This window comes from Streptomyces polyasparticus (genome assembly GCF_014493765.1).
In the GTDB taxonomy this organism is placed as follows: Bacteria; Actinomycetota; Actinomycetes; order Streptomycetales; family Streptomycetaceae; genus Streptomyces; species Streptomyces polyasparticus.
Window position 1 is genome coordinate 458823 of sequence record NZ_JACTVJ010000005.1, and the last position, 19996, is coordinate 478818.

Below are 19996 nucleotides of genomic sequence, written 5' to 3' on the forward strand. Positions count from 1 at the left end.
CTTGCGGGTACCGGAGGTCAGCGCACGTCGTAGGCGCGGGCCACGGTCTGGGTGACGGAGTTGCCGTGGGTGTCGGTCAGTTCGGTCTTCAGCCAGACCTGGCTGCCCGACGCCCCCGCGTGGTCCACCGTCGCGGTACGGGTGTCACCGGAGCCGGAGATCTTCGCCTCGGTCCAAGTGGCGCCCTGGTCGTAGGAGTACGAGAGCTTCGCCGACTCGATGGGGCCCGGGGTGTGGCCCGCGTGCCCGGTGACGGAGAGGCCGATCCGCAGTCCGTCCTCGGCGGCGAGGGTCTTCAGACCGTCCTCGGGCAGCGTGTAGCGCGGGAAGAGGATGCCGAGGCCCTGTGAGAACACCGCATCGTCCAGCTTCGAGCGGAACTTCCACGTGGTCTGCATCTCCGGCGAGCGCTTCCAGACCTGCGCCGGGGCGCCGATCTTCGTCAGGAACTGCGTGAGTTCGTACGTGGCCTCCTCGGCCGGCACGTCGAAGACGCCGAACGGGTACGGGCTGTCGCCGATCACCTCGCCGTCCTTGCGCAGGGTCAGACCGCCGATGTCGCCGAACGAGCCCTGCTCACCGCTGTGTTCGCCGTCGCCGTAGACCGAGGAGTCGAAGCCGATCAGGTTGCCCTGCCGCTCGGCCGCGAGCGTCTGCGCGCCGCTGTCGTCGAGCCGGGCGCGCGGCGTGATCACGCCGTCGTACCAGCTCTCCTTGCGGGAGGAGCCGGGCTCGTACGTGCGGATCCGGTCGTTCATGAACTCACCGAAGGGGAAGGAGCTGGACAGCGTGCGCTGCCAGGCGCCTTCGTCCTCGGTGGAGTAGTACTCGGTGCGCCTGCCGGGCGTGGGGACCCACTGGGTGAGGTCGCCGAAGTAGTACATCTGACCGTCCGGGCGTACGGACGCGACCATGTCGAGGAAGTCCCCGGTCACACCCATCGCGTGGTAGGTCGAGTCCACCTTGCCGAGCCGGCTGTCGCGCACACGGTGGGTGCGGGCGCTGTACACCGAACCCTCGTCCGGGAACGACAGGTTGTACATGTACGGGCTCTTCGCCGTGGCCTTCCAGGCCAGCGTGACCGCACCCTGCGCGAGCCTGCCGAGCAGGTCCTTCGCCTCGGCGCTCTGCACGGCGAGCGCCGGCAGGGAGCCGCCGCCGAAGCCGGCGCTCGGGTACCAGCGGCCGGGTGCGTCGTGGTGGACGAGGATGGCGCGGGCGCCGGCCTTCTGCGCGTTGCGCATCACCGTCGACACCGAGTTGCTGCCGTCCGGGATCCTGATCATCGCGATCTTGCCCGCGACGTCCGCGGCCGCGAGCTCTTCGGGCGTACCGGACTTGGCGTCGGCCAGCTGCGCCTTGTCCGTGCCGTCCAGGTTCACGGAGGTGGTGGACGCGGTGGTCGGGTGCAGGACCGGGCCGCCCTCGACCTTCAGCTCGTCGATCTGCGGCGCCGCGGCCCGCCAGTGGCTGCCCCACTCGAACTCGCCGTCGTCCGCGCCGCCTTGGACCGAGGCGTAGTACGCGCGGATGGTGCGGCCGCCGGCGGCGGTGCCGCCGTGCCACCAGTTCTCGCCCCAGGTGCGGTTGAACGAGAGGGTGGTGCCGCGCGATTCGACCGGCTTGTCGGTGTCGACGGACAGGCGGTGCGCCTTGCGGGCGTCCAGGACGATGGTCGTGTCCCGCTGCAGGTCGATCTCCGGGCGGCCGAAGTAGGTGAGCGAGTCGGTGGCCGTCGCGCCCTCACCGGCGTCCGGAGTGGCGAGATAGCCGGTCAGGAAGTAGGAGCCGGCCCGCAGTTCGTACGTCAGGTCCGTGGCGCCCTCGTTGAAGCGGCGCTCGCCCTTGTGGACGTCGGTGGAGACCACGTCGACGGAGGAGACCCCGTCGGCGGGCTTGCCGTTGCGGTCGATCATCTTGACCCGCAGGGTGACCGTCTCGGGCTGTACGTACAGCGCGAACGGGGTCGAAACGGTGGTGCCGCCGCCCGTCGCGACGACCCGGCCGGTGACATCGCCGTACTGGTGCGCGGCCAGCGGCACGCTCGGGTCCACCGTCAGCGGGACCTTGACCGTGGCGCCCGCGGGCACCGTCACGGAGCGCTTGCCGAAGGACGCGAGCCTGGCGGGGATCCGCGAACCGTCGTTGCCCGTGACGCCTTCGACGGCGAGGTCGAGGCGGATCTCGCGGTCGGAGTGGTTGGTGTACGGGACGTCGACGGTGGTGCGGTCGCTGCTGTGCTGCGGCCAGTTGTAGCTGCCGGCCCCCAGGGCGGGCGAGGAGACCACCTGCTGGTCGACGGCTCCCTTGACGTCGAGGAGACCGCCGCCCGTCTCCCGTACATCGCCCGTGACATCCGTGTCCGCGGCGGAGACGAGCGCGGCCTTGATCTGCTGCCCGTTCCAGTCGGGGTGGCGCTGCTTGAGGATCGCGGCGGCGCCGGCGACATGCGGGGTCGCCATCGAGGTACCGCTCATGGACTGGTACGCCGCGTCCCCGCGGCCGCCTGCCTTCGCGGCGGAGATGCCCACGCCGGGCGCGGTGATCTCGGGCTTGAGGGTGTGGGTGCCGGCGACGGGGCCGCGGCTGGAGAAGTCGGCGGAGACGCTGTCGCGGTCCACGGCGCCGACGGTGAGGACGCTCGGGGCGCAGCCGGGCGAGGAGACGGTGTTGTGTCCGGCGCGGCCGATGTTGCCCGCGGCGATCACGAACAACGTGCCGTTCTTCTGCGCGAGTTCCTCGGTGGCCTGGCTCATCGGGTCCGCGCAGTCGCTGGGCTCGCTGGTGCCGAGGCTCATCGAGACCACATCGGCCCCGGCCTCGACGGCGGCCCACTCCATGCCCGCGATGATCCAGGACAGAAGGCCGGAGCCGGAGTCGTTGAGCACCTTGCCGCTGATCAGTTCGGCGCCGGGGGCGACGCCCTTGTTCTTGCCGTCGCTCGCGGCGCCGGAGCCGCCCACGGTGGAGATGGTGTGGGTGCCGTGGCCGTCGCGGTCCTCGGCGGTGTCGGAGTCCGTGAAGTTCTTGAGCTCCGTGACCCGGCCCTTGAGATCGGGGTGCTCGGAGTCGGTGCCGGTGTCGAGCACGGCGACCTTGGTGCCCTTGCCGTCGTAGCCGGCGGCCCAGGCCTCGGGGGCGTGCACCTGCTGGGTCGACTTGTCGAGGTTTGTGGCAACCTTGGCGTCCAGCCAGAGCTTCTTCAGGTCGCCCGCGGCGCGGGACCTGGGGTTCGTGAGGTCGGCCCAGAAGTCGGCGGCCTGCTTCTTGTCGGCGCTGAGCGCCACACCGTCGACCACGTCGAGCACGCGCTCGCGTTCGGCGCCGCGCGGGGTGACGGGCACGGAGCGGGCGACCGAGGTGTCGTACAGCGCGATGAGCGGGAGAGTCCTGGCGCTCGCGTCGTCGTAGCCCTGGCGTATCAGGCCGGTGACGTTGAACAGCTGCTCGTCGACCTTGCCCGCGGCCAGCGCGTGGGTGGCGCCTTCGGGGTAGACGTACAGGTCCTTGCCGCTCTCGCGGGTCTGCAGGAACGGCACCGTGCCGTCCTCGCGCGGCAGCGCGGTGGCGGCGCTGCGGCCCTTGGCGTTCGTGGTCACCAGGATCCGGTCACCGGTGACCAGGGTGACGACGCGCTGGCGTCCTTCGTCGTGGGCGGCCCGGCTGCCGACCAGGGGCCGGTCGTCCTGCCGCGGCTCCGCCGCGGAGGGTGTTGCCAGAGTGGCGGCCAGGGTGGCGGCGGTGGCCACCCCCAGGGCCTTTCGGGATATCCGGCGCATACCTCTCCCTCACATGGAACTGCGGTGGCGACACATTGGCAGAGAGGCGCCTGGTGCAGGGATGATGTGGACGGGCGGGTTCCCGCCGTGGCTGTTTCCCGCCACACAGGGGCCTGTCCAGGGGATGTCTTGCACATAGGCCCTGGACCCGGAGCGGCGGTGTCCGGCCGGGGCCGGATCCGTACCGGGTGAGGGGTAAGCGCGGATGCTGGGGGCCATAGGTCTGGACGAGGCGCAGGAGACGGCCTATCGCGCACTCGTGATGCTGGGCGCGGCCGATGTCGCCGATCTCGCGCACCGGCTCTCGCTGGCCGAGCCGGAGACCGAGCGGACGCTGCGCCGGCTCGAACACCACGGTCTCGCGGCCCAGTCCACCGCGCGCCAGGGCCGCTGGGTCGCCGCTCCCCCGGGTGTCGCGCTTGGCGCGCTGCTCACCCAGCAGCGCCATGAGCTGGAGCGGGCCGAACTGGCGGCGGCGCTGCTCGCCGAGGAGTACCGCGCCCAGGTCGACGAGCCCTCCGTGCACGATCTCGTGGAGGTCGTCACCGGCGCGGGCGCGGTCTCGCAGCGCTTCCTGCAGCTCCAGCTCGGCGCGACGCAGGAGGTCTGCGCGCTGGTCACCGGGCGGCCCACGGTGGTCTCCGGGTACGACAACGAGGCCGAGGAACAGGCGACGGCGCGCGGAGTGACGTATCGCGTGATCGTGGAGCGGGGCGTGCTCGATCTGCCGACCGGGCTGCTCGAACTCTCCACGGCCCTGCGCCGCGACGAGCAGGTACGGGTCGTGGACCGGGTGCCGACCAAGCTGGTCATCGCCGACCGCGCCCTGGCGATGGTCCCGCTCACCTCGCGCGACGCGGAGCCCGCCGCGCTCGTGGTGCATGCGAGCGGACTGCTCGAATCGCTCTACGGTCTGTTCACCTCCGTATGGCGTGAGGCGCTGCCGCTGCGGCTCGGCGAGGACGACTCGGTGTACGCCGAGGAGGGCGAAGGACCGGACGCGACCGACCTGGAGATCCTCTCGCTGCTGCTCGCGGGCCTCACGGACGCGAGCGTCGCCAAACAGCTCGACCTGGGGCTGCGCACGGTGCAGCGCCGCGTGAAGCGCCTGATGGAACTGACCGGCGTGACCACGCGCCTGCAGCTCGGCTGGCACGCGTACGAACGGGGCTGGGTGGCGCGGTAGTCGGGGCGCTTCGGGGCGCTGTCGGGGCGCCTCGTCCCCTGGACCTAGGACCCGCATAGGGCAGACGCCCGATGCGGCACGACCCTCCCGGTGCGAGGGTCGTGCCATGACCGGATTCAGCGCAGTCGAGCGCGCGTACCTCAAGAGCCGGCACCTCGGCCGGATGGCCACCGTCGACCCGGAGGGCCAGCCCCAGGCCAACCCCGTCGGGTTCTTCCTGCAGGACGACGACACGGTCCTGATCGGCGGATTCGCCATGGGCAAGTCGAAGAAGTGGCGCAACTTGCAGAGCAATCCGCGGATCTCGCTCGTCGTCGACGACATCGTGAGCGTGCGGCCCTGGAAGGTGCGCGGGGTCGAGATCCGCGGGGTGGCGGAGCTGCTCGTCGGTCCGCATGAGCTGGGGGCGCACTTCAGCGAGGAAGTGATCCGGATCGTCCCGGAGTGGATCTACAGCTGGCGCCTCGAGGACGAGCGAAAGGCATCAAGGCAACGGTGGCGTAAGGGAGTTGCGGTGCAACGGAGGCACTCGGGCACACGATTGACACATGAACAAAGCCGAGCTTAGGCATGCCTTACCTAAGCGCCACCCTCGCGGCGCTCATGACGTGAAAGGTGCCCGTATCCATGCGTGCGCTTCTGTCTGCCCGTGCCCTCGTACGTACCGGCGTCACCGCACTCGCCGCCACCGCGCTCACCGTCTCCCTCGCCGGCTCCGCCTCGGCCGCGACCGGGACCCGCAGCGTCACCGAGGGCGGCACGACCTACACCATGACGCTCAACTCGCCTGACGTGCTGAGTGCGAGCGGTCAGGTCATCACCGTGACCGGCAGCGGCTACAACACCGCGCGCGGCATATACGTGGCACTGTGCGTGACGCCGGCCGGCGCGGTCGGCACCAACAAGCCGACCCCCTGCCTGGGCGGCCAGGACGAGACCGGCACCACCGGGGCCTCGCACTGGGTGAACAACCTCTTCGGCGGCACCGTCGCCAACAGCTCGAAGTTCACCGCGGGTGGCTCGTTCTCCGCGCAGATCTTCGTCAAGGCCGACCTCGGCGGCGGCAACGTCTGCGGTGACACCGTCGAGTGCTCGGTCGTCACCAAGGCCGACCACTTCGCCCCGAACAACCGCAACTCCGACGTGGTCGTCCCGGTCAGCTTCGAGTAGTCCCGCTTCGGTCACGTCCCGCGCGGACTTCCCGAGCCCCCACCTCGTCCGGCAGTCCGGCGCTCCCCCGGCGCGGGATCCGAGCCACTCCTCGGATTCCGCGCCACAGGCACGTGCGCCCCCGCCCGCACATCGCTCCTGCTTCCTCTTCCGCATCCGATTCCACCTCCGCCTCCGCCTCCGCCGCCACCTCCGCTCCGCCTCCGCCTCCGCCTCCGCCTCCGACGAGGAACCCATGAGACCCAACTCCAGGCCGAACGACGGGCGTTCCCAGCGCCTCGGACGGTCGGGCGCCGCCGCGACCGCCGCCTCCCTCGCACTCGCCGCAGCCGTTTCCTTCACCGTCATGAAGACCGTGGATCTCGGGTTCGGCGGCGGCGCCGAGACCTTCGTCGAGATCGACCCGGCGACGGGGTTCATCTGGTACGGCCACGGCACCAAGGTGTACGTCCGCACCAAGGACGGCGCCCCGCAGGGCACCATCGACGGCAACGGCGCCGATCTGCCGCACGACATCGCCTTCGACGGCAACCGCGCCTACATCGCCTGGGTCGACCACGGCAGCAGCGGTGAGCCGGGCTCCGACGACAACGGCGGTCTGACCGTCCACGACACCGCCAAGCCGGCCGAACCGGTCAAGGCGCTCGCACTCGACGGCCTGGACGGCGGCGGCGGCTCCGCCACCCTCGCCGTCGCCCCCGGTGGCGCCGCCGTCTACATCGGCGACCCCCTGAAGTCGAAGGTGCACCGGATCGTCCGGCAGACCTCGCCCAAGGTCACGCAGGCTCCCGAGGACCTCTCCGTGGAATCCGGTGACGCCGTGACGCTCTCGGCGAAGGCCGTAGGCGAGCCCGAGCCCACCGTGAAGTGGCAGGTCAGCCCGGACGGCGGGCAGACCTGGAACACCATCGCGGGCGCCACGGGCACGACGTTCGACTTCGCGGCGAAGGCCGCACAGGACGGCTACCAGTACCGCGCCGAGTTCGAGAACGCGGCCGGCAAGACCCGCACCCGCGCGGCCACTCTGACGGTGAACGCACCGACGGGGCCGGGCGGCGGCAGCGGCGGTGGCGACGGGGACGGGAACGAAGAGGACAACACGTCCACCGTCACCGGGCCGAAGGGCCAGAAGCTCACCGTGACCCCGGTGCACGAACTCGCCGCCGAGGACCAGAAGATCAAGGTCTCGGGCACGGGCTACGACGACAAGAAGGGCATCTACGTGGCCCTCTGTGTCGACAACGGCCCCGGCGAAGTCCCCACCCCCTGCGTCGGCGGAGTCGACATGAGCGGCGAGGGCGGCGCCTCGTCCTGGGTCAACTCCGATCCTCCCGCGGGCTACGAGGACGCCACCGTGCCGTACGGGCAGGGCGGTTCCTTCGAGGTCGAGCTGACCGTGGACGCCAAGGACGAGTACACCGACTGCATGAAGACCCGCTGTGCGATCGTCACGCGCGCCGATCACACGGCGGCCGCGGACCGCTCCGCCGACGTGCGGGTGCCGGTGGACTTCAAGGGCGGCGTGGGCTCCGCGTCGGGCGGCTCGTCCGCGGGCACCGATGGCGGCGCGGACTCCGCGGGCGGCTCGACGGGCGGGTCGTCGGCAGAATCCGCCGGCGGTACGGGCACGGACGGCTCGGGCAGCGGTGCGCTGGCCTCGACCGGTGTGACCGTTGCCTCGCTCGCCGGTGCGGCCGCGCTGCTTGTCGCGGGCGGCTGGTACGTGGTGCGGCGTACTCGTGAGGAAAGCGCCGACTCGGCCTCGTAAGACTCGCAGGACTCGCAAGAGAGGAAGCGTCACCGACTCGGCCTTGCGGCAAGGGAGTTGGACCACCGGGCGGCTGCCCGGCCCCGCGAGGGGTGTGCTCAGAGCACGCCTTCGAGGCCGAGCAGCCGCTCCTTGCGTTCCAGGCCGCCCGCATAACCGGTGAGCGTGCCGTCGGCGCCGATCACGCGGTGGCAGGGGCGCACGACGAGGAGCGGGTTGGCGCCGATCGCGCCGCCGACCGCCCGTACGGCCGCGCGCGAGGCGCCGATGGTGCGGGCGATCTCGCCGTACGTGGTGGTCGCGCCGTACGGGACGGCGTCGAGCGCGGCCCACACCTGCTCGCGGAAGTCTGTGCCCTGCGTGCGGAACTCCAGCCGGAACTCCTTGAGTTCACCCCGGAAGTACGCGCCGAGCTGCCGCTCGGCCTCGGCGAAGGCCTCCGGGTCCCGGACCCAGCCGTCCTGCACCGTGCGGCCGCCCTTCTGGCCCGGCACGGAGAGCGAGCTGAGCGCGCCGGTCCCGTCGCCCGTCAACAGGAGCTCGCCGAGAGGACTTTGGACGGTGGTGTAGTAGGTCGTCGTCTCCGGGCTGGCGGTCATCTCTGTGCCGGTGGTCATCACTGGTTCTCCAAGTCGGTACGGGCGGTCCACAGGTGGCGGTGCGCGTAGGAGCGCCACGGTCGCCAGCCGTCCTCGGACGGCTCGTCCGGGGGCGCGACATCGGGGTCGCCGAGCGCACGCATCCGGATCAGCGCGGCTGTCGTCGGGTGCACCCCGGCGACGGTCCGCAGCGCCGCTTCGGCGTCGTCGCGGTCGGCGCCCGGATCAAGGCGTACGGAGCCATCGGCGAGCTCTTTCGCGAGCGGCAACTCCCCCGCCAGCAGGGCGGGTTCGGGGAACAGGCGGGTGAGGCTCCCGCAAGGCTGGGCCAGCGGGGTGCCGTACTCGGCGAGCACACGCGCGGACTCCGCGCGGCCGAGCACCGCCCGCAGCGCGAACTCCTCGGGGTCGGCGGCGCCGGGCGAGCGCAGTCCGGGCCGCCGCTCGATCAGCGCCGCGAGCCGCGGGTCATCGGCGAGCCGCTCCTCGACGGCGTACGGATCGGCGTCCAGGTCGAAGAGCCGGCGCAGCCGCTGCACCGCGGTGGTGAGGTCCCGCAGATCCGTGAGGTGGATCCGGGCCTCCAGCCAGGGTCCGGGAGCGTGCTCGTCGACGGCGGCCATGCCGGTGCCGTGCGGCAGGCGCAGGGTGCGGCGGTACGTGCGGGCGCCGGGCTCCCCCGCGACCTCCTCGATCCCGTCGAGGGACTCGGCGGCGAGCAGATCGAAGACGGCGGCGGCGTGGTACGGGCCCCGGTAGGCGAGCCGCAGCGGGACTCCGGCGCCGCTCGCGGCGGGCTTGGCGGTCTTGGTGCCGGTCTCCGTGCGCAGCTCGCTCGGGGTGCGCGCGTAGATCTGCCGGATCGTGTCGTTGAACTGCCGCACGCTGGCGAAACCGGCGGCGAAGGCCACGTCCGTGACGGGCAGCGCGGTCGTCTGCAGCAGGACCCGGGCGGTGTGGGCGCGCTGCGCGCGGGCCAGGGCGACGGGCCCCGCGCCCACCTCGGCGGTGAGCTGGCGCTGGACCTGGCGGGCGCTGTAGCCGAGCCGGGTCGCGAGGCCGGGGACGCCCTCGCGGTCCACGACACCGTCGGTGATCATGCGCATGGCGCGGCCCACGACATCGGCCCGCGCGTTCCAGTCGGCGGAGCCGGGCACCGAGTCGGGGCGGCAGCGGCGGCAGGCGCGGAAGCCGCCGCCCTGCGCCGCGGCCGCGGTCGGATAGAAGTGGACGTTGTGGCGCTTGGGCGTGATGGCCGGGCAGCTCGGGCGGCAGTAGATGCCCGTGGTCGCCACGGCGAAGAAGAACTCCCCGTCGAAGCGGGGGTCCCGGCTGCGTACCGCCTCATAGGCGGTTTCCTGGTCGATCACCCCTCCAGTGTGCGGGTCCCCACGGGGCGCGGCTGGCGGGAATCGGACATGACGTTCGGCGGGTCCGGAAAAACACTTGGCACCGACCCCGCCCGCCGGGTTACCGTTCACCAGTCGAACCGAGGACCGGGACATCGAAGGTCACGGCTCGGAACGTATTCGCTGGAGAAACCGGGAGGTGTGACTGATGACTGTCGTCGCCACGGCGGACGCCGTCCGCACGCAGAAGACCATCACCAACCCCCTCGTGGTCTCCGGCTGATCCCACACAGGCACATCGAGCGCCGCCGGCTGAGCGGCGCACTGCCGGGGCCACTTCCCTTCGAAGGGTCCCCCTGAGTTGAATATCGCTTCTTCCTCCTCCCTCCCGCTCACCGGCTACGGCTGGGACACGGACTGGGAGGCGACTTTCGCGCCGTATGCGGAGCAGGGCCTCGTCGTGGGCCGTGTGGTGCGCGTCGACCGCGGGCTGTGCGACATCGTGACCGCCGAGGGCACGCTGCGCGCGGACACCGCGCTCGTCACCCCCCGCGATCCCCTGAAGGTCATCTGCACCGGTGACTGGGCCGCCGTCGACACCGTCGCCGACCCGCCGCTGGTGCGCGCCTACCTGCCCCGCCGTACGGCTTTCGTACGCAACACCTCGTCCAAGCGGTCCGAGGGTCAGATCCTCGCCGCCAACGTCGACCACGCGATCATCGCGGTACCGCTGACCGGGGATCTCGACCTCGGCCGGATCGAACGGTTCCTCGCGCTCGCCTGGGAGTCCGGGGCCCAGCCCCTGGTCGTCCTCACCAAGGCGGACCTGGTGCCGGACCCCGTGGTGCTCTCGTATCTCGTCCAGGACGTCGAGACCACCGCTCCCGGCGTGCAGGTGCTCACCGTGAGCGCCGCCGAGGGCGAGGGCATCGAGATCCTGCAGGCCATCGTGGCGGGCGGCACGAGCGTGCTGCTCGGCCAGTCCGGCGCGGGCAAGTCCACGCTGGCCAACGCGCTGCTCGGCGCGGAGGTCATGGAGGTCCAGGCCATCCGTGACGTGGACGGCAAGGGCCGGCACACCACGACCACGCGCAATCTGCTCGCCCTGCCCGGCGGCGGAGTCCTGATCGACACGCCCGGTCTGCGGGGTGTCGGTCTGTGGGACGCCGAAACCGGAGTGGGCCAGGTCTTCTCGGAGATCGAGGAGCTGGCCGGGCAGTGCCGCTTCCACGACTGCGCCCATGAGGCGGAGCCGGGCTGCGCGGTGCTCGCCGCTCTCGAGGACGGTTCGCTGTCCGAACGGCGTCTGGAGAGCTACCGCAAGCTGATCCGCGAGAACCAGCGCATCCTCGCCAAGACCGACGCCCGGCTGCGGGCGGAGATCCGTCGGGACTGGAAGATCAAGGGCGCCATCGGCCGCGAGGCCATGGAGGCCAAGCGGAACGGGTTCCGCTGATCCGCGCGGTGCGCGGTGCGCCATGCGGTGCACCGCGCACATCAACACCAGCTTCCGGTAAGGGGAGTTGTGTGAACGACCTCCCTCACCGGTAGAGCCGGTGCCTGGCCGGGCACCGGGGTGGAGGGGCCCGTCGGCCGGCTGTGGCGGCCTGACCGACGGGCCCTTCGGCATGCCCAAGACCCTTTGCACGTAAGCTCATTCGTCCAACCATTGCCCTGAATGTCCAAGCCCTGAGCCCTTCCTTGCGGATCGAGGACCAGGTGAGGATCGGATCCATGACCGACCTCGCGTATCTCGTCGACGTCTCCCCCGGCACCGGCACCCTGCCCCCGCGCGCCTGGCCCCCGGCCTCGGACGCGGCCCGGCTCTCCCTCGACGGCACCTGGCGTTTCCGGCTCACCCCGCACGCGGGCGCGGACACGGATTTCGCCGCGGACGGCTACGACGCCACCGCCTGGGGCGAGCTGCGGGTGCCCGGGCACTGGGTGCTCCAGGGCCATGGCGCTCCCGCGTACACGAACGTCGTCTATCCCTTCCCCCTCGACCCGCCGTTCGTCCCGACCGAGAACCCGACCGGCGACCATCTGCACACCTTCGACCTGCCACAGGACTGGCCGGCCGGGGGCGATACGGTGCTGCGCTTCGACGGGGTCGAATCCTGTGCCCGCGTCTGGCTGAACGGCACCGAGCTGGGCGAGTTCAAGGGCTCCCGGCTGCCGCACGAGTTCACGGTCGGACCGCTCCTGCGCGAGCGCGCCAACGTGCTGGCCGTACGGGTTCACCAGTGGTCCTCCGGAAGCTATCTGGAGGACCAGGACCAGTGGTGGCTGCCCGGCATCTTCCGTGACGTGACCCTGCTGCACCGCCCCGCCGGCGCCGTACGCGACCACTTCGTGCACGCCTCGTACGACCATGAGCGCGGCGAGGGCACCCTGCGCGTCGACAGCGAACCGGCGGGCCGGGTCCTCGTCCCCGAGCTGGGCATCGACATCGCCGCCGGCGAGAGCGCGACGGTAGCCGTGGAGCCGTGGTCGGCCGAGCAACCACGGCTGTACGAGGGTGAGTTGGTCACGTCCGGAGAGCGGGTCCGGCTGCGGGTTGGCTTCCGTACGGTCCGGGTCGAGGACGGGCTGATCAAGGCGAACGGCCGGCCGCTGCTGTTCAAGGGCGTCAACCGGCACGAGTTCCATCCGGAGACCGGCCGCACCCTTGACCTGGAGACCATGCGCGCGGACGTCCTCCTGATGAAGCGGCACAACATCAACGCCGTGCGCACCAGCCACTACCCGCCGCATCCCGCGTTCCTCGACCTGTGCGACGAGTTGGGGCTCTGGGTGATCGACGAGTGCGATCTGGAGACCCACGGTTTCGTCCACGTGGAATGGCGCGGCAACCCGGTCGCCGATCCGCGCTGGACGCCCGCGCTGCTCGACCGCGCGGAGCGCATGGTCGAGCGCGACAAGAACCACCCGTCGGTGGTCATCTGGTCGCTGGGCAACGAGTGCGGCACGGGCGAGGGTCTGACCGCCATGGCCGCCTGGATCCGGGACCGCGACCCGTCCCGGCCGATCCACTACGAGGGCGACCCGAGCTGCGCGGACACGGACTTCTACTCGCGGATGTACGCGGACCACGCGGAGGTCGAGCAGATCGGCCGGGGCACGGAAGAGCCCCTGGAGGACGCGGAGTCGGACGCGCGCCGCCGCCGGCTGCCGTTCCTCCAGTGCGAGTACGCGCACGCGATGGGCACGGGGCCCGGCGGGCTCGTCGAGTACCAGGAGCTGTTCGAGAAGTACCCGCGGCTGCAGGGCGGTTTCGTCTGGGAGTGGATCGACCACGGTCTCGCGCACCCCGAGTACGGCTGCGCGTACGGCGGCGACTTCGGCGAGGAGCTGCACGACGGCAATTTCGTCTGCGACGGGCTGCTCTTCCCGGACCGCACTCCGTCGCCGGGGCTCCTCGACTACAAGACGGTCATCCAGCCCGTCCGCATGGACGGGGACGGCCGCGAGGGCCTCGTACGGGTGCGGAATCTGTACGACTTCGCGGATCTGTCGCATCTGGAGTTCACCTGGTCGTACGAGAAGGACGGCGTGACAGTCCGCGAAGGCGTGCTCGACGTGCCCGCCGTGCCCGCGGGCGGCAGCGTCGAGGTGCGGCTGCCCGCACCGCCGCGCCGCGATCCGGACGCCGAGACCCAGTGGACGCTGCGGGCGCGGCTGGCGAAGGACACGGCGTGGGCGGAGCGCGGGCATCTGGTGGCGTGGGCCCAACTGCCGGTGGCATGGGGCATGATCCCGCCGATCCCGGGCGGCAGGGCGCCCGTACGGGACGGTTCGCGCATCACCCTCGGCTCGGGGGTGTTCGACGCCCGCACGGGCGCCCTGCTCGCCGTCGGCGAGGTTCCGGTGCACGGCTTCGGTCTGGACGTGTGGCGGGCGCCCACGGACAACGACAACGGCATGTCGTGGGTGACGGGGGCTTCAGTCGCCGCGAGCTGGCGGGCACTGGGGCTGCACCGGGTGCAACACCGGGTGGAGGCTGTGGAGTCGAGCCCCGACGGTCTGACGGTACGCACCCGGGTGGCACCCGCGGCCGTCGATGTGGCCCTGCGCGTCACGTACCACTGGATCTCCAACGGAATCCGGCTCGCCCTGCGCATGGACGTCGAGCCCGAGGGGGACTGGCAGGTCCCGCTGCCCCGGCTCGGGATCCGGCTCGGGCTGCCCGCGGTGTACGACCGCGCGACCTGGTTCGGCGCGGGTCCCGGCGAGGCCTATCCGGACACAGGGGCCGCGGCGATGCTCGGGATCTGGTCGGCGAGTGTGCCCGAGCTGCAGACACCGTATGTGCGTCCGCAGGAGAACGGGGCGCGGGCCGAGGTCAGATGGCTCGAACTCACGGACGGAACACGGCCGTTGCTGGTCGACGGGGGTCATTTCTCCTTCACGGCGCGCCCCTGGTCGACCCAGGAGCTCGACGCGGCCGCGCACCGCACGGATCTGGTGGCGGGCGACACGGTGTGGCTGCACCTCGACGCCCGCCACCACGGCATCGGATCCGAGTCCTGCGGCCCGGGAGTGCTGCCGGACCATCGGCTGAAGGTGCGGTCGGAGCGGTTCTCGGTCCAGTTCTCGGCCCGGGACTCGGGCACACCGCGCCGCCCGGCGTAGGCCGCCGCACCGACCCGCCCGGCGGCGGGCGTCATGCGCGCCCGGCCGCCCAGGCGAAGCCGCCGGCGAGGTGCGCCAGGAACCGGTCGTCCGCGTACGCCTCCTCGGCGTGCCCGAGCGCGGTGTAGAACACCCGCCCCGCCCCCTGCTCCCGGCACCACACGAGCGGATGCCCGTCCCCGCCCATGCCGCCGCCTTCCTTGTCGTACGAGGACTCGTCGGCGTGGGCGAGGACGTGGGCGCCGGCGGGGTGGCGGTCGAAGTCGTACCACTCGTCGGTGAAGTCCCAGTGTCCGGGCAGGTGTTGCATCGCGGGATGCGACCGGTCGACGACGTCCACGCGGCCCGGCTGGCAGGCGGGGTGGCGGGTGAAGCGGGCGCCGAGCAGGTCGCCGAAGTACGGCCAGGAGTACTCGGTGCAGGCGGCCGAGTGCACCCCGGCGAAACCGCCGCCGCCCTCGACGTACGCCCGCAGGGCACCGCGTGCGGTCTCGGTCAGGATGTCGCCGCTGGTGAGCAGGAAGACCACACAGGCGTACCGGTTGAGATCCGCTTCGAGCGCGCGCGGATCCTCGGTCACCTCGGCCCGGAAGCCGTGTTCGGCGAGCAGGGCGGTCACGGCCGCGGCGGCCGCGGGGATCGCGTCATGGCGGTAGTCCGTGGTGCGGGTGCAGAGCAGGACGCGGGGCATGGGCGCTCCAGGGGCGGCGGGGCGGCGGGGCGGCGGGGCGGCGGGGCGGCGGGGCGGCGGGGCGGCGGGGCGGCGGGGCGGCGGGGCCCACGGTACGACGCGGACCGCTCGCGTGGGGCTGTGCGTCAGTCGCGTACCGCCACCGCCGCCGCGTACCCCTGCGGGGCACGGACATCGGCCAGGGTCCAGCCGGGGACGGGGACCGGGTGCGGTCCGGTCCCGACGAGGGTGCGGCTCAGTCCGCCGCCGGCCAGGCCTTCGCCCGTGCCCTTCAGATACGCCTCCTTGCGCGTCCAGCAGCGCGCGAAGGCCGACGGGCCTTCGGACACGGGGAGTTGCGAGAGCTCCCGCTGCTCCTGCGGATGCAGGGCCGTGGCCACATCGGCGACCAGGTCCTCGGCCGGCAGAGGTTCCACGTCGACACCCACCGGGGTGGGCGCGAAAGCGAGCAGGGCGAGGTCCCGCGTATGCGAGAGCGAGAAGTGCAGCGGTGCGCCGGGCAGCGCGGGCCGTCCGTGCGGGCCGCCGCAGCCCGGGCAGTCCTCGCGGACGACCCGCACCTCCTGCGGGTCGAGGCCCAGATACGCGCCCGCGAGAACGCGCACCGCGGTGTGCGCGGCCGTGTAGATCTCACGGTCCCGCGCACGCCGGAAGGCCTCGGCCTTGCGCTGCTCATCGGCATCCAGCAAGGGCGCGTACCCCTGCGGACCGCGCACGGCCCACACCTCGGCGACCCGAGGCGGCTCGTCCGGCAGGGCGTCGACGCCGAAACGGCTGGTCTCGATCACCGGACCGACTCTAGAGCCCGTCCGGCCCGCCGGACGACCCTGCTGCCACCCGCCCGGTGTCCGATTCGTTCAAGACTCCCCCGGGACGGGCGCTCTACGGTCGAGGCATGACTACGCACTCCTCACCCACACCACGCTTCGACATGATCGGCATCGTCGTCTCGGACATGGCCGCGTCCGTGGCCTTCTACCGGCGGCTCGGGCTCGACTTCGCCGAGGGCGCCGAACAGGAGCCGCATGTGGAGGTGACGCTGCCGGGCGGGCTGCGGTTCGCCCTGGACACGGAGGCCACGGTCCGTTCGTTCATGCCAGGGTGGCAGCCGCCGGCGCCGGGCGGGCGGGTCGGTCTCGCCTTCCTGTGCGCGGACGCGGCCGATGTCGATGCGCAGTACCAGGCGCTGACGGCGGCCGGGGCCGGCACGGAGCTCAAGCCGTTCGACGCGTTCTGGGGCCAGCGCTATGCGACGGTCCTCGATCCGGACGGCAACGGCGTGGATCTGTTCGCGCCGCTCGGCGGCCAGGACTGAGCGGCCCTGTTCAGGCCTCGTGCCCGGCGGCCCGGTCGCGGCCCCAGGCCGCCAAGGGTTCGAGTGCCGTGTTCAGGCGGGTGCCGGCCTCCGTCAGGGAGTACTCGACGCGGGGCGGCACCTCGTCGTACGAGACGCGGTGGACGATGCCGTCCTCCTCCATCTCGCGCAGATGCGAGGCGAGCACCTTCTCCGTGACGCCGGGCAGCAGCCGGCGCAATTCGCCGAAGCGGCGGTGCGGGCGCTCGTGGAGGGCCCAGAGGATCAGGACCTTCCACTTGCCGCCGATCACTTCCATGGCGGTGTCGATGCCGCAGTGGTGTCCCACCTCGGCTCCCGGCCGGTTCACCGTCGCCATGCCCACCCCTCCGACCTGCTCGCTCACCGCGGAGTAACCACCCACTCCGAAGTGCGTACTTGATCATCTTCTGTTCCGCAACGAGTCTAATCGGCATGACACAGAACGCTGTTGACACAGCCGAGAAGACCCCCGTGACCCTGCTCGGCCTGGGCGCGATGGGTACCGCCCTGGCCCGCACCTGGCTGGCCGCCGGGCATCCCCTGACCGTGTGGAACCGCACGGCCGCCCGTGCCGAGGCGCTGGCTCCGGAAGGTGCCACGGTGGCGCGGACCGCCGCCGACGCGGTGGCGGCGAACTCCCTGATCGTCGTCTGCCTCCTGGACGACTCCTCGGTCGACGAGGCGCTGGCCGGCGTCGATCTGACCGGCAAGGACGTGGTCAACCTGATCACCAGCACCCCGGAGCAGGCCCGCGCGCGGGCCGTGTGGGCGCGCGAGCGGGGCGCCCGGTACCTCGACGGCGGGATCATGGCCATCCCCACGATGATCGGGGTGCCGGAGGCGGGCGGCTATGTCTTCTACAGCGGCTCGCAGGACCTGTACGAGGAGCACCGGGAGGTGCTGTCCGTGCCGGCCGGTGCCACCTTCGTCGGGGCGGACGCGGGGTTCGCGGCGCTGCACGATGTGGCGCTGCTCAGTGCGATGTACGGGATGTTCGGCGGTATCGCGCACGCCTTCGCCCTGATCCGCAAGGAGGATATCGACCCGGCGTCGCTCGCGCCGCTGCTCGCCGACTGGCTCGGGGCGATGGCCCCTTCGGTGCACCAGACCGCCCAGCATCTGAACAGCGGCGACTACACCGCGGACGTCGACTCCAACCTCGCCATGCAGGTGGCGAGCACCCACACCCTCCTCGACACGGCCGCCCAGCAGGGCGTGAGCCCCGAACTGATCGCGCCCTACTTCGCGTTGATGCGCCGGCGGCTTGACGTGGGCAGCGGCGAGGAGGGGACGACGGGGGTGGTGGACGAGCTGCTTGCGGGGTGAGGTGGGGGGCGCTCGGGGCGTTGGGGCGCGGGGCTCGCTCGGGCATCAGGGCGCGAGGCTCGCCCGGGGCGTCGGGACGCGAGGCTCGCTTACGACATCAGGGCGAGGGGACCGCTCGAAGCATCAAGGCGTCAGGGAGAGCAGCTCGTTGAGGGTCATGCCCGCCAAGTCCCGCACCTCGCGGGCCAGATGAGGCTGGTCCGCGTACCCGGCGGCCGCGGCGGTGTCGGCCGCGGGCAGGCCCGAGCGGGCCAGGGCCAGGGCGCGCTGGAGGCGGAGGATCCGGGCGAGGGTCTTGGGCCCGTAGCCGAAGGCGGCGAGGGAACGGCGGTGCAGGGTGCGGGCGCCGAGCCCGGTCTCGTCGGCGATCGCGGCGACGGTGGCGCCCTGGCGGAGGCGGCGGGCCGCGTGCAGGAGCGCCGGGTCGGCGGGGGCGGCGTCGGTTGCAAGGGCGAGCTCCTCCAGTCCCGTACGGGGATCGGCCGCCGCCGCGACCCGGCCGGCCAGGCGCCGCACGCGTGCGGCCGGCCACAGATCGCTCAACTCGACCCGCCGGTCGAGCAGTTCACGGGCCGGCACGCCGAACAGAGCGGGCGCGGTCCCGGGCGCGAACCGAATCCCGGCCGCCTCACGCCCGGGCCCAGGGAGGGGCCGATACGCCCTGGTATCTGGCCCGGCGACGACCAACTGCCCGTCCACCCACAACAAATCCATACACCCATCGGGCAACACGGGATACACCCCGCCCGCCCCGGACGGCCTGTTCCTCCAGACAACGGCCCCCGCATAAGCCGAGACTCGCTCGCTGTACATACACCAAGGGTATGCCGCTCCCCCGCCCACGCCGCGAGTACGCGGCGAAGCCCCCGCACGGCCAACCATCGCAGGCCACGAGGCCTGAGGTCTGTGGGCCTGGGGCGTCAGCCCCCCACTTCCCCCGTCGCAGAGCCGCGGAGCAGCGTGCGTGTGCAGCGCGCCGAAGTCACCAACGGTGCGGGGCCCGGGGCGTCAGCCCCCGCACCGCCCACCGTCGCGGAGCGGCAGAGCAGCTCAGGGTGCGCAGCGCCCGTGGCCACCCCCGGTGAGGCAGACCGCGGCCACCCGCCATGAGGCAGCCCGAGGCCACCCACCGCGAGGCAGACCGGAGCGGCTACGTCTCCCGGTGTTCGAGCGGGCTCATGCCGTACGTTCGCTTGAACGCGGTCGACAGCGCGAACGGGCTGCCGTAGCCCACCTTCCGTGCGATCGCCCCGAGCGTCAGCGAGGTGTCGCGGAGCAGGTCGGCCGCCAGGGCGAGGCGCCACCCCGTGAGGTAGGCCATCGGCGGATCGCCGACCAGGTCCGTGAAGCGACGGGCGAGGGCCGCCCGCGAGACACCCGCCCGAGCGGCCAGCTCGGCGACGGTCCACGGATGCGCCGGATCGTCCTGGATGAGCCGCAGCGCAACCCCCACCACCGGATCACCCAGGGCCCGGTACCACGCGGGCGGCTCCGCCTCGGGCCTCGCGAACCAGGCACGCAGCGACGCGATGAGCAGCAGGTCGAGCAGCCGGTCGAGCACGACGGCCTGGCCCGGCTCGTCCCGTACGATCTCGTCCGCCACCAGGGGAATCAGCGCACAGTCGACGATGTCCTTCGTCAGGACCAGCTGCGGCGGCAGCGCATCGAGCAGCCGCGCGCTGATCTCGCCCTGCATCTGATACGTGCCGACCAGCATCACCGCTTCCCCGTCGGTCCGCCCGCCCCACGTCCGCGTACCGAGGTCGATGTAGTCCTTCATCTCGCTGCCGTCCGGCGCCGCGCAGCGCCCGCCGGGGTGGATCACCGCGCGCGGCGCCGTGCCCGGGTCGTCGGCGCAGGTGTACGGATCGGGGCCGCGGGCGATCGCGATCTCGCCGGGCCGCATCAGGAGCTTCTCGCCCTCGTCGGGTATCAGCCACCCCTCGCCGCGCAGCATCACCATCACGCTCACCGGCGCCTCGTCCTCGATCCGTACGGACCAGGGCGGATCGAAGCAGGCACGGATCAGGAACGCGCCTTTGGCGCGGGGACCTTCGAGCAAGCCGGCGAGAGCGTCCATGCCGAGCAGCGTAGGCGCCGGGGCGAGGTGAGACGCCTGCTTATGGCGCTGAGGTTCTCGGCGATGGTCGGCCACCCCCG

Annotated in this window: 15 protein-coding genes and 1 pseudogene; 8 read left to right on the forward strand and 8 right to left on the reverse strand. The window is 72.0% G+C overall.

Annotation, left to right across the window (positions count from 1 at the left end; translation table 11 throughout):
* Nucleotides 1-17: 17 nt before the first annotated feature.
* The gene (locus tag H9Y04_RS10435) at nt 18-3779 is read right to left on the reverse strand and encodes a S8 family serine peptidase (protein WP_187813448.1); all 3762 of its coding nucleotides are present in this window, start codon (nt 3777-3779) and stop codon (nt 18-20) included.
* 205 nt (nt 3780-3984) lie between these two features.
* On the opposite strand from H9Y04_RS10435, the gene H9Y04_RS10440 reads away from it, so the two are divergent.
* The 4 genes and pseudogenes from H9Y04_RS10440 to H9Y04_RS10455 all read left to right on the forward strand — a co-directional run bounded on the left by H9Y04_RS10440 (nt 3985) and on the right by H9Y04_RS10455 (nt 7903).
* The gene (locus H9Y04_RS10440; protein WP_187813449.1) at nt 3985-4965 is read left to right on the forward strand and encodes a helix-turn-helix transcriptional regulator; all 981 of its coding nucleotides are present in this window, start codon (nt 3985-3987) and stop codon (nt 4963-4965) included.
* Between the two features lie 106 nt (nt 4966-5071).
* Nucleotides 5072-5437, forward strand: a pseudogene (locus tag H9Y04_RS10445) (PPOX class F420-dependent oxidoreductase); the annotation flags it as partial.
* 155 nt (nt 5438-5592) lie between these two features.
* Entirely contained in the window at nt 5593-6135 is a 543-nt protein-coding gene (locus tag H9Y04_RS10450) for a hypothetical protein (RefSeq protein ID WP_187813451.1), read from the forward strand.
* Nucleotides 6136-6370: 235 nt separating this feature from the next.
* Nucleotides 6371-7903, forward strand: coding sequence for a DUF8696 domain-containing protein (locus H9Y04_RS10455; RefSeq protein WP_187813452.1), 1533 nt, complete (start codon nt 6371-6373; stop codon nt 7901-7903).
* Between the two features lie 98 nt (nt 7904-8001).
* Here H9Y04_RS10455 and H9Y04_RS10460 read toward each other — a convergent pair whose 3' ends face one another.
* Complete coding sequence (locus tag H9Y04_RS10460; protein ID WP_214661073.1) at nt 8002-8520, reverse strand: methylated-DNA--[protein]-cysteine S-methyltransferase; 519 nt, start codon at nt 8518-8520, stop codon at nt 8002-8004.
* Nucleotides 8520-9869: a DNA-3-methyladenine glycosylase 2 family protein gene (locus H9Y04_RS10465; RefSeq protein ID WP_308800950.1), complete on the reverse strand. Its 1350-nt coding sequence runs from the start codon at nt 9867-9869 to the stop codon at nt 8520-8522. Before H9Y04_RS10465 ends, H9Y04_RS10460 begins: the two co-directional genes overlap by 1 nt.
* Nucleotides 9870-10212: 343 nt before the next feature.
* Between H9Y04_RS10465 and rsgA the strand changes: the two genes are divergently transcribed.
* Complete coding sequence (gene rsgA / locus H9Y04_RS10470; RefSeq protein ID WP_187813454.1) at nt 10213-11307, forward strand: ribosome small subunit-dependent GTPase A; 1095 nt, start codon at nt 10213-10215, stop codon at nt 11305-11307.
* A 278-nt stretch (nt 11308-11585) separates the two neighbouring features.
* Entirely contained in the window at nt 11586-14483 is a 2898-nt protein-coding gene (locus tag H9Y04_RS10475) for a glycoside hydrolase family 2 TIM barrel-domain containing protein (protein ID WP_187813455.1), read from the forward strand.
* Between the two features lie 31 nt (nt 14484-14514).
* On the opposite strand, the gene H9Y04_RS10480 is transcribed toward H9Y04_RS10475, so the two are convergent.
* Nucleotides 14515-15174 carry a ThuA domain-containing protein gene (locus tag H9Y04_RS10480; protein WP_187813456.1) on the reverse strand — a complete coding sequence of 220 codons (660 nt, stop codon included), beginning with the start codon at nt 15172-15174 and terminating at the stop codon, nt 14515-14517.
* Nucleotides 15175-15299: 125 nt separating this feature from the next.
* Entirely contained in the window at nt 15300-15962 is a 663-nt protein-coding gene (locus tag H9Y04_RS10485; protein WP_187813457.1) for a 4'-phosphopantetheinyl transferase family protein, read from the reverse strand.
* A gap of 107 nt (nt 15963-16069) precedes the next feature.
* Between H9Y04_RS10485 and H9Y04_RS10490 the strand changes: the two genes are divergently transcribed.
* A complete protein-coding gene (locus H9Y04_RS10490) occupies nt 16070-16489 on the forward strand; it encodes a VOC family protein (RefSeq protein ID WP_187813458.1) in 420 nt (139 codons plus the stop codon).
* Nucleotides 16490-16499: 10 nt separating this feature from the next.
* On the opposite strand, the gene H9Y04_RS10495 is transcribed toward H9Y04_RS10490, so the two are convergent.
* The gene (locus tag H9Y04_RS10495; protein ID WP_187813459.1) at nt 16500-16847 is read right to left on the reverse strand and encodes a winged helix-turn-helix transcriptional regulator; all 348 of its coding nucleotides are present in this window, start codon (nt 16845-16847) and stop codon (nt 16500-16502) included.
* A gap of 95 nt (nt 16848-16942) precedes the next feature.
* Between H9Y04_RS10495 and H9Y04_RS10500 the strand changes: the two genes are divergently transcribed.
* Complete coding sequence (locus tag H9Y04_RS10500) at nt 16943-17836, forward strand: NAD(P)-dependent oxidoreductase (RefSeq protein WP_187813460.1); 894 nt, start codon at nt 16943-16945, stop codon at nt 17834-17836.
* 123 nt (nt 17837-17959) lie between these two features.
* Here H9Y04_RS10500 and H9Y04_RS10505 read toward each other — a convergent pair whose 3' ends face one another.
* Both H9Y04_RS10505 and H9Y04_RS10510 read right to left on the reverse strand, forming a co-directional pair.
* Entirely contained in the window at nt 17960-18649 is a 690-nt protein-coding gene (locus H9Y04_RS10505; protein ID WP_187813461.1) for a helix-turn-helix domain-containing protein, read from the reverse strand.
* A gap of 337 nt (nt 18650-18986) precedes the next feature.
* A complete protein-coding gene (locus tag H9Y04_RS10510; RefSeq protein WP_187813462.1) occupies nt 18987-19916 on the reverse strand; it encodes an AraC family transcriptional regulator in 930 nt (309 codons plus the stop codon).
* Nucleotides 19917-19996 lie beyond the last annotated feature (80 nt).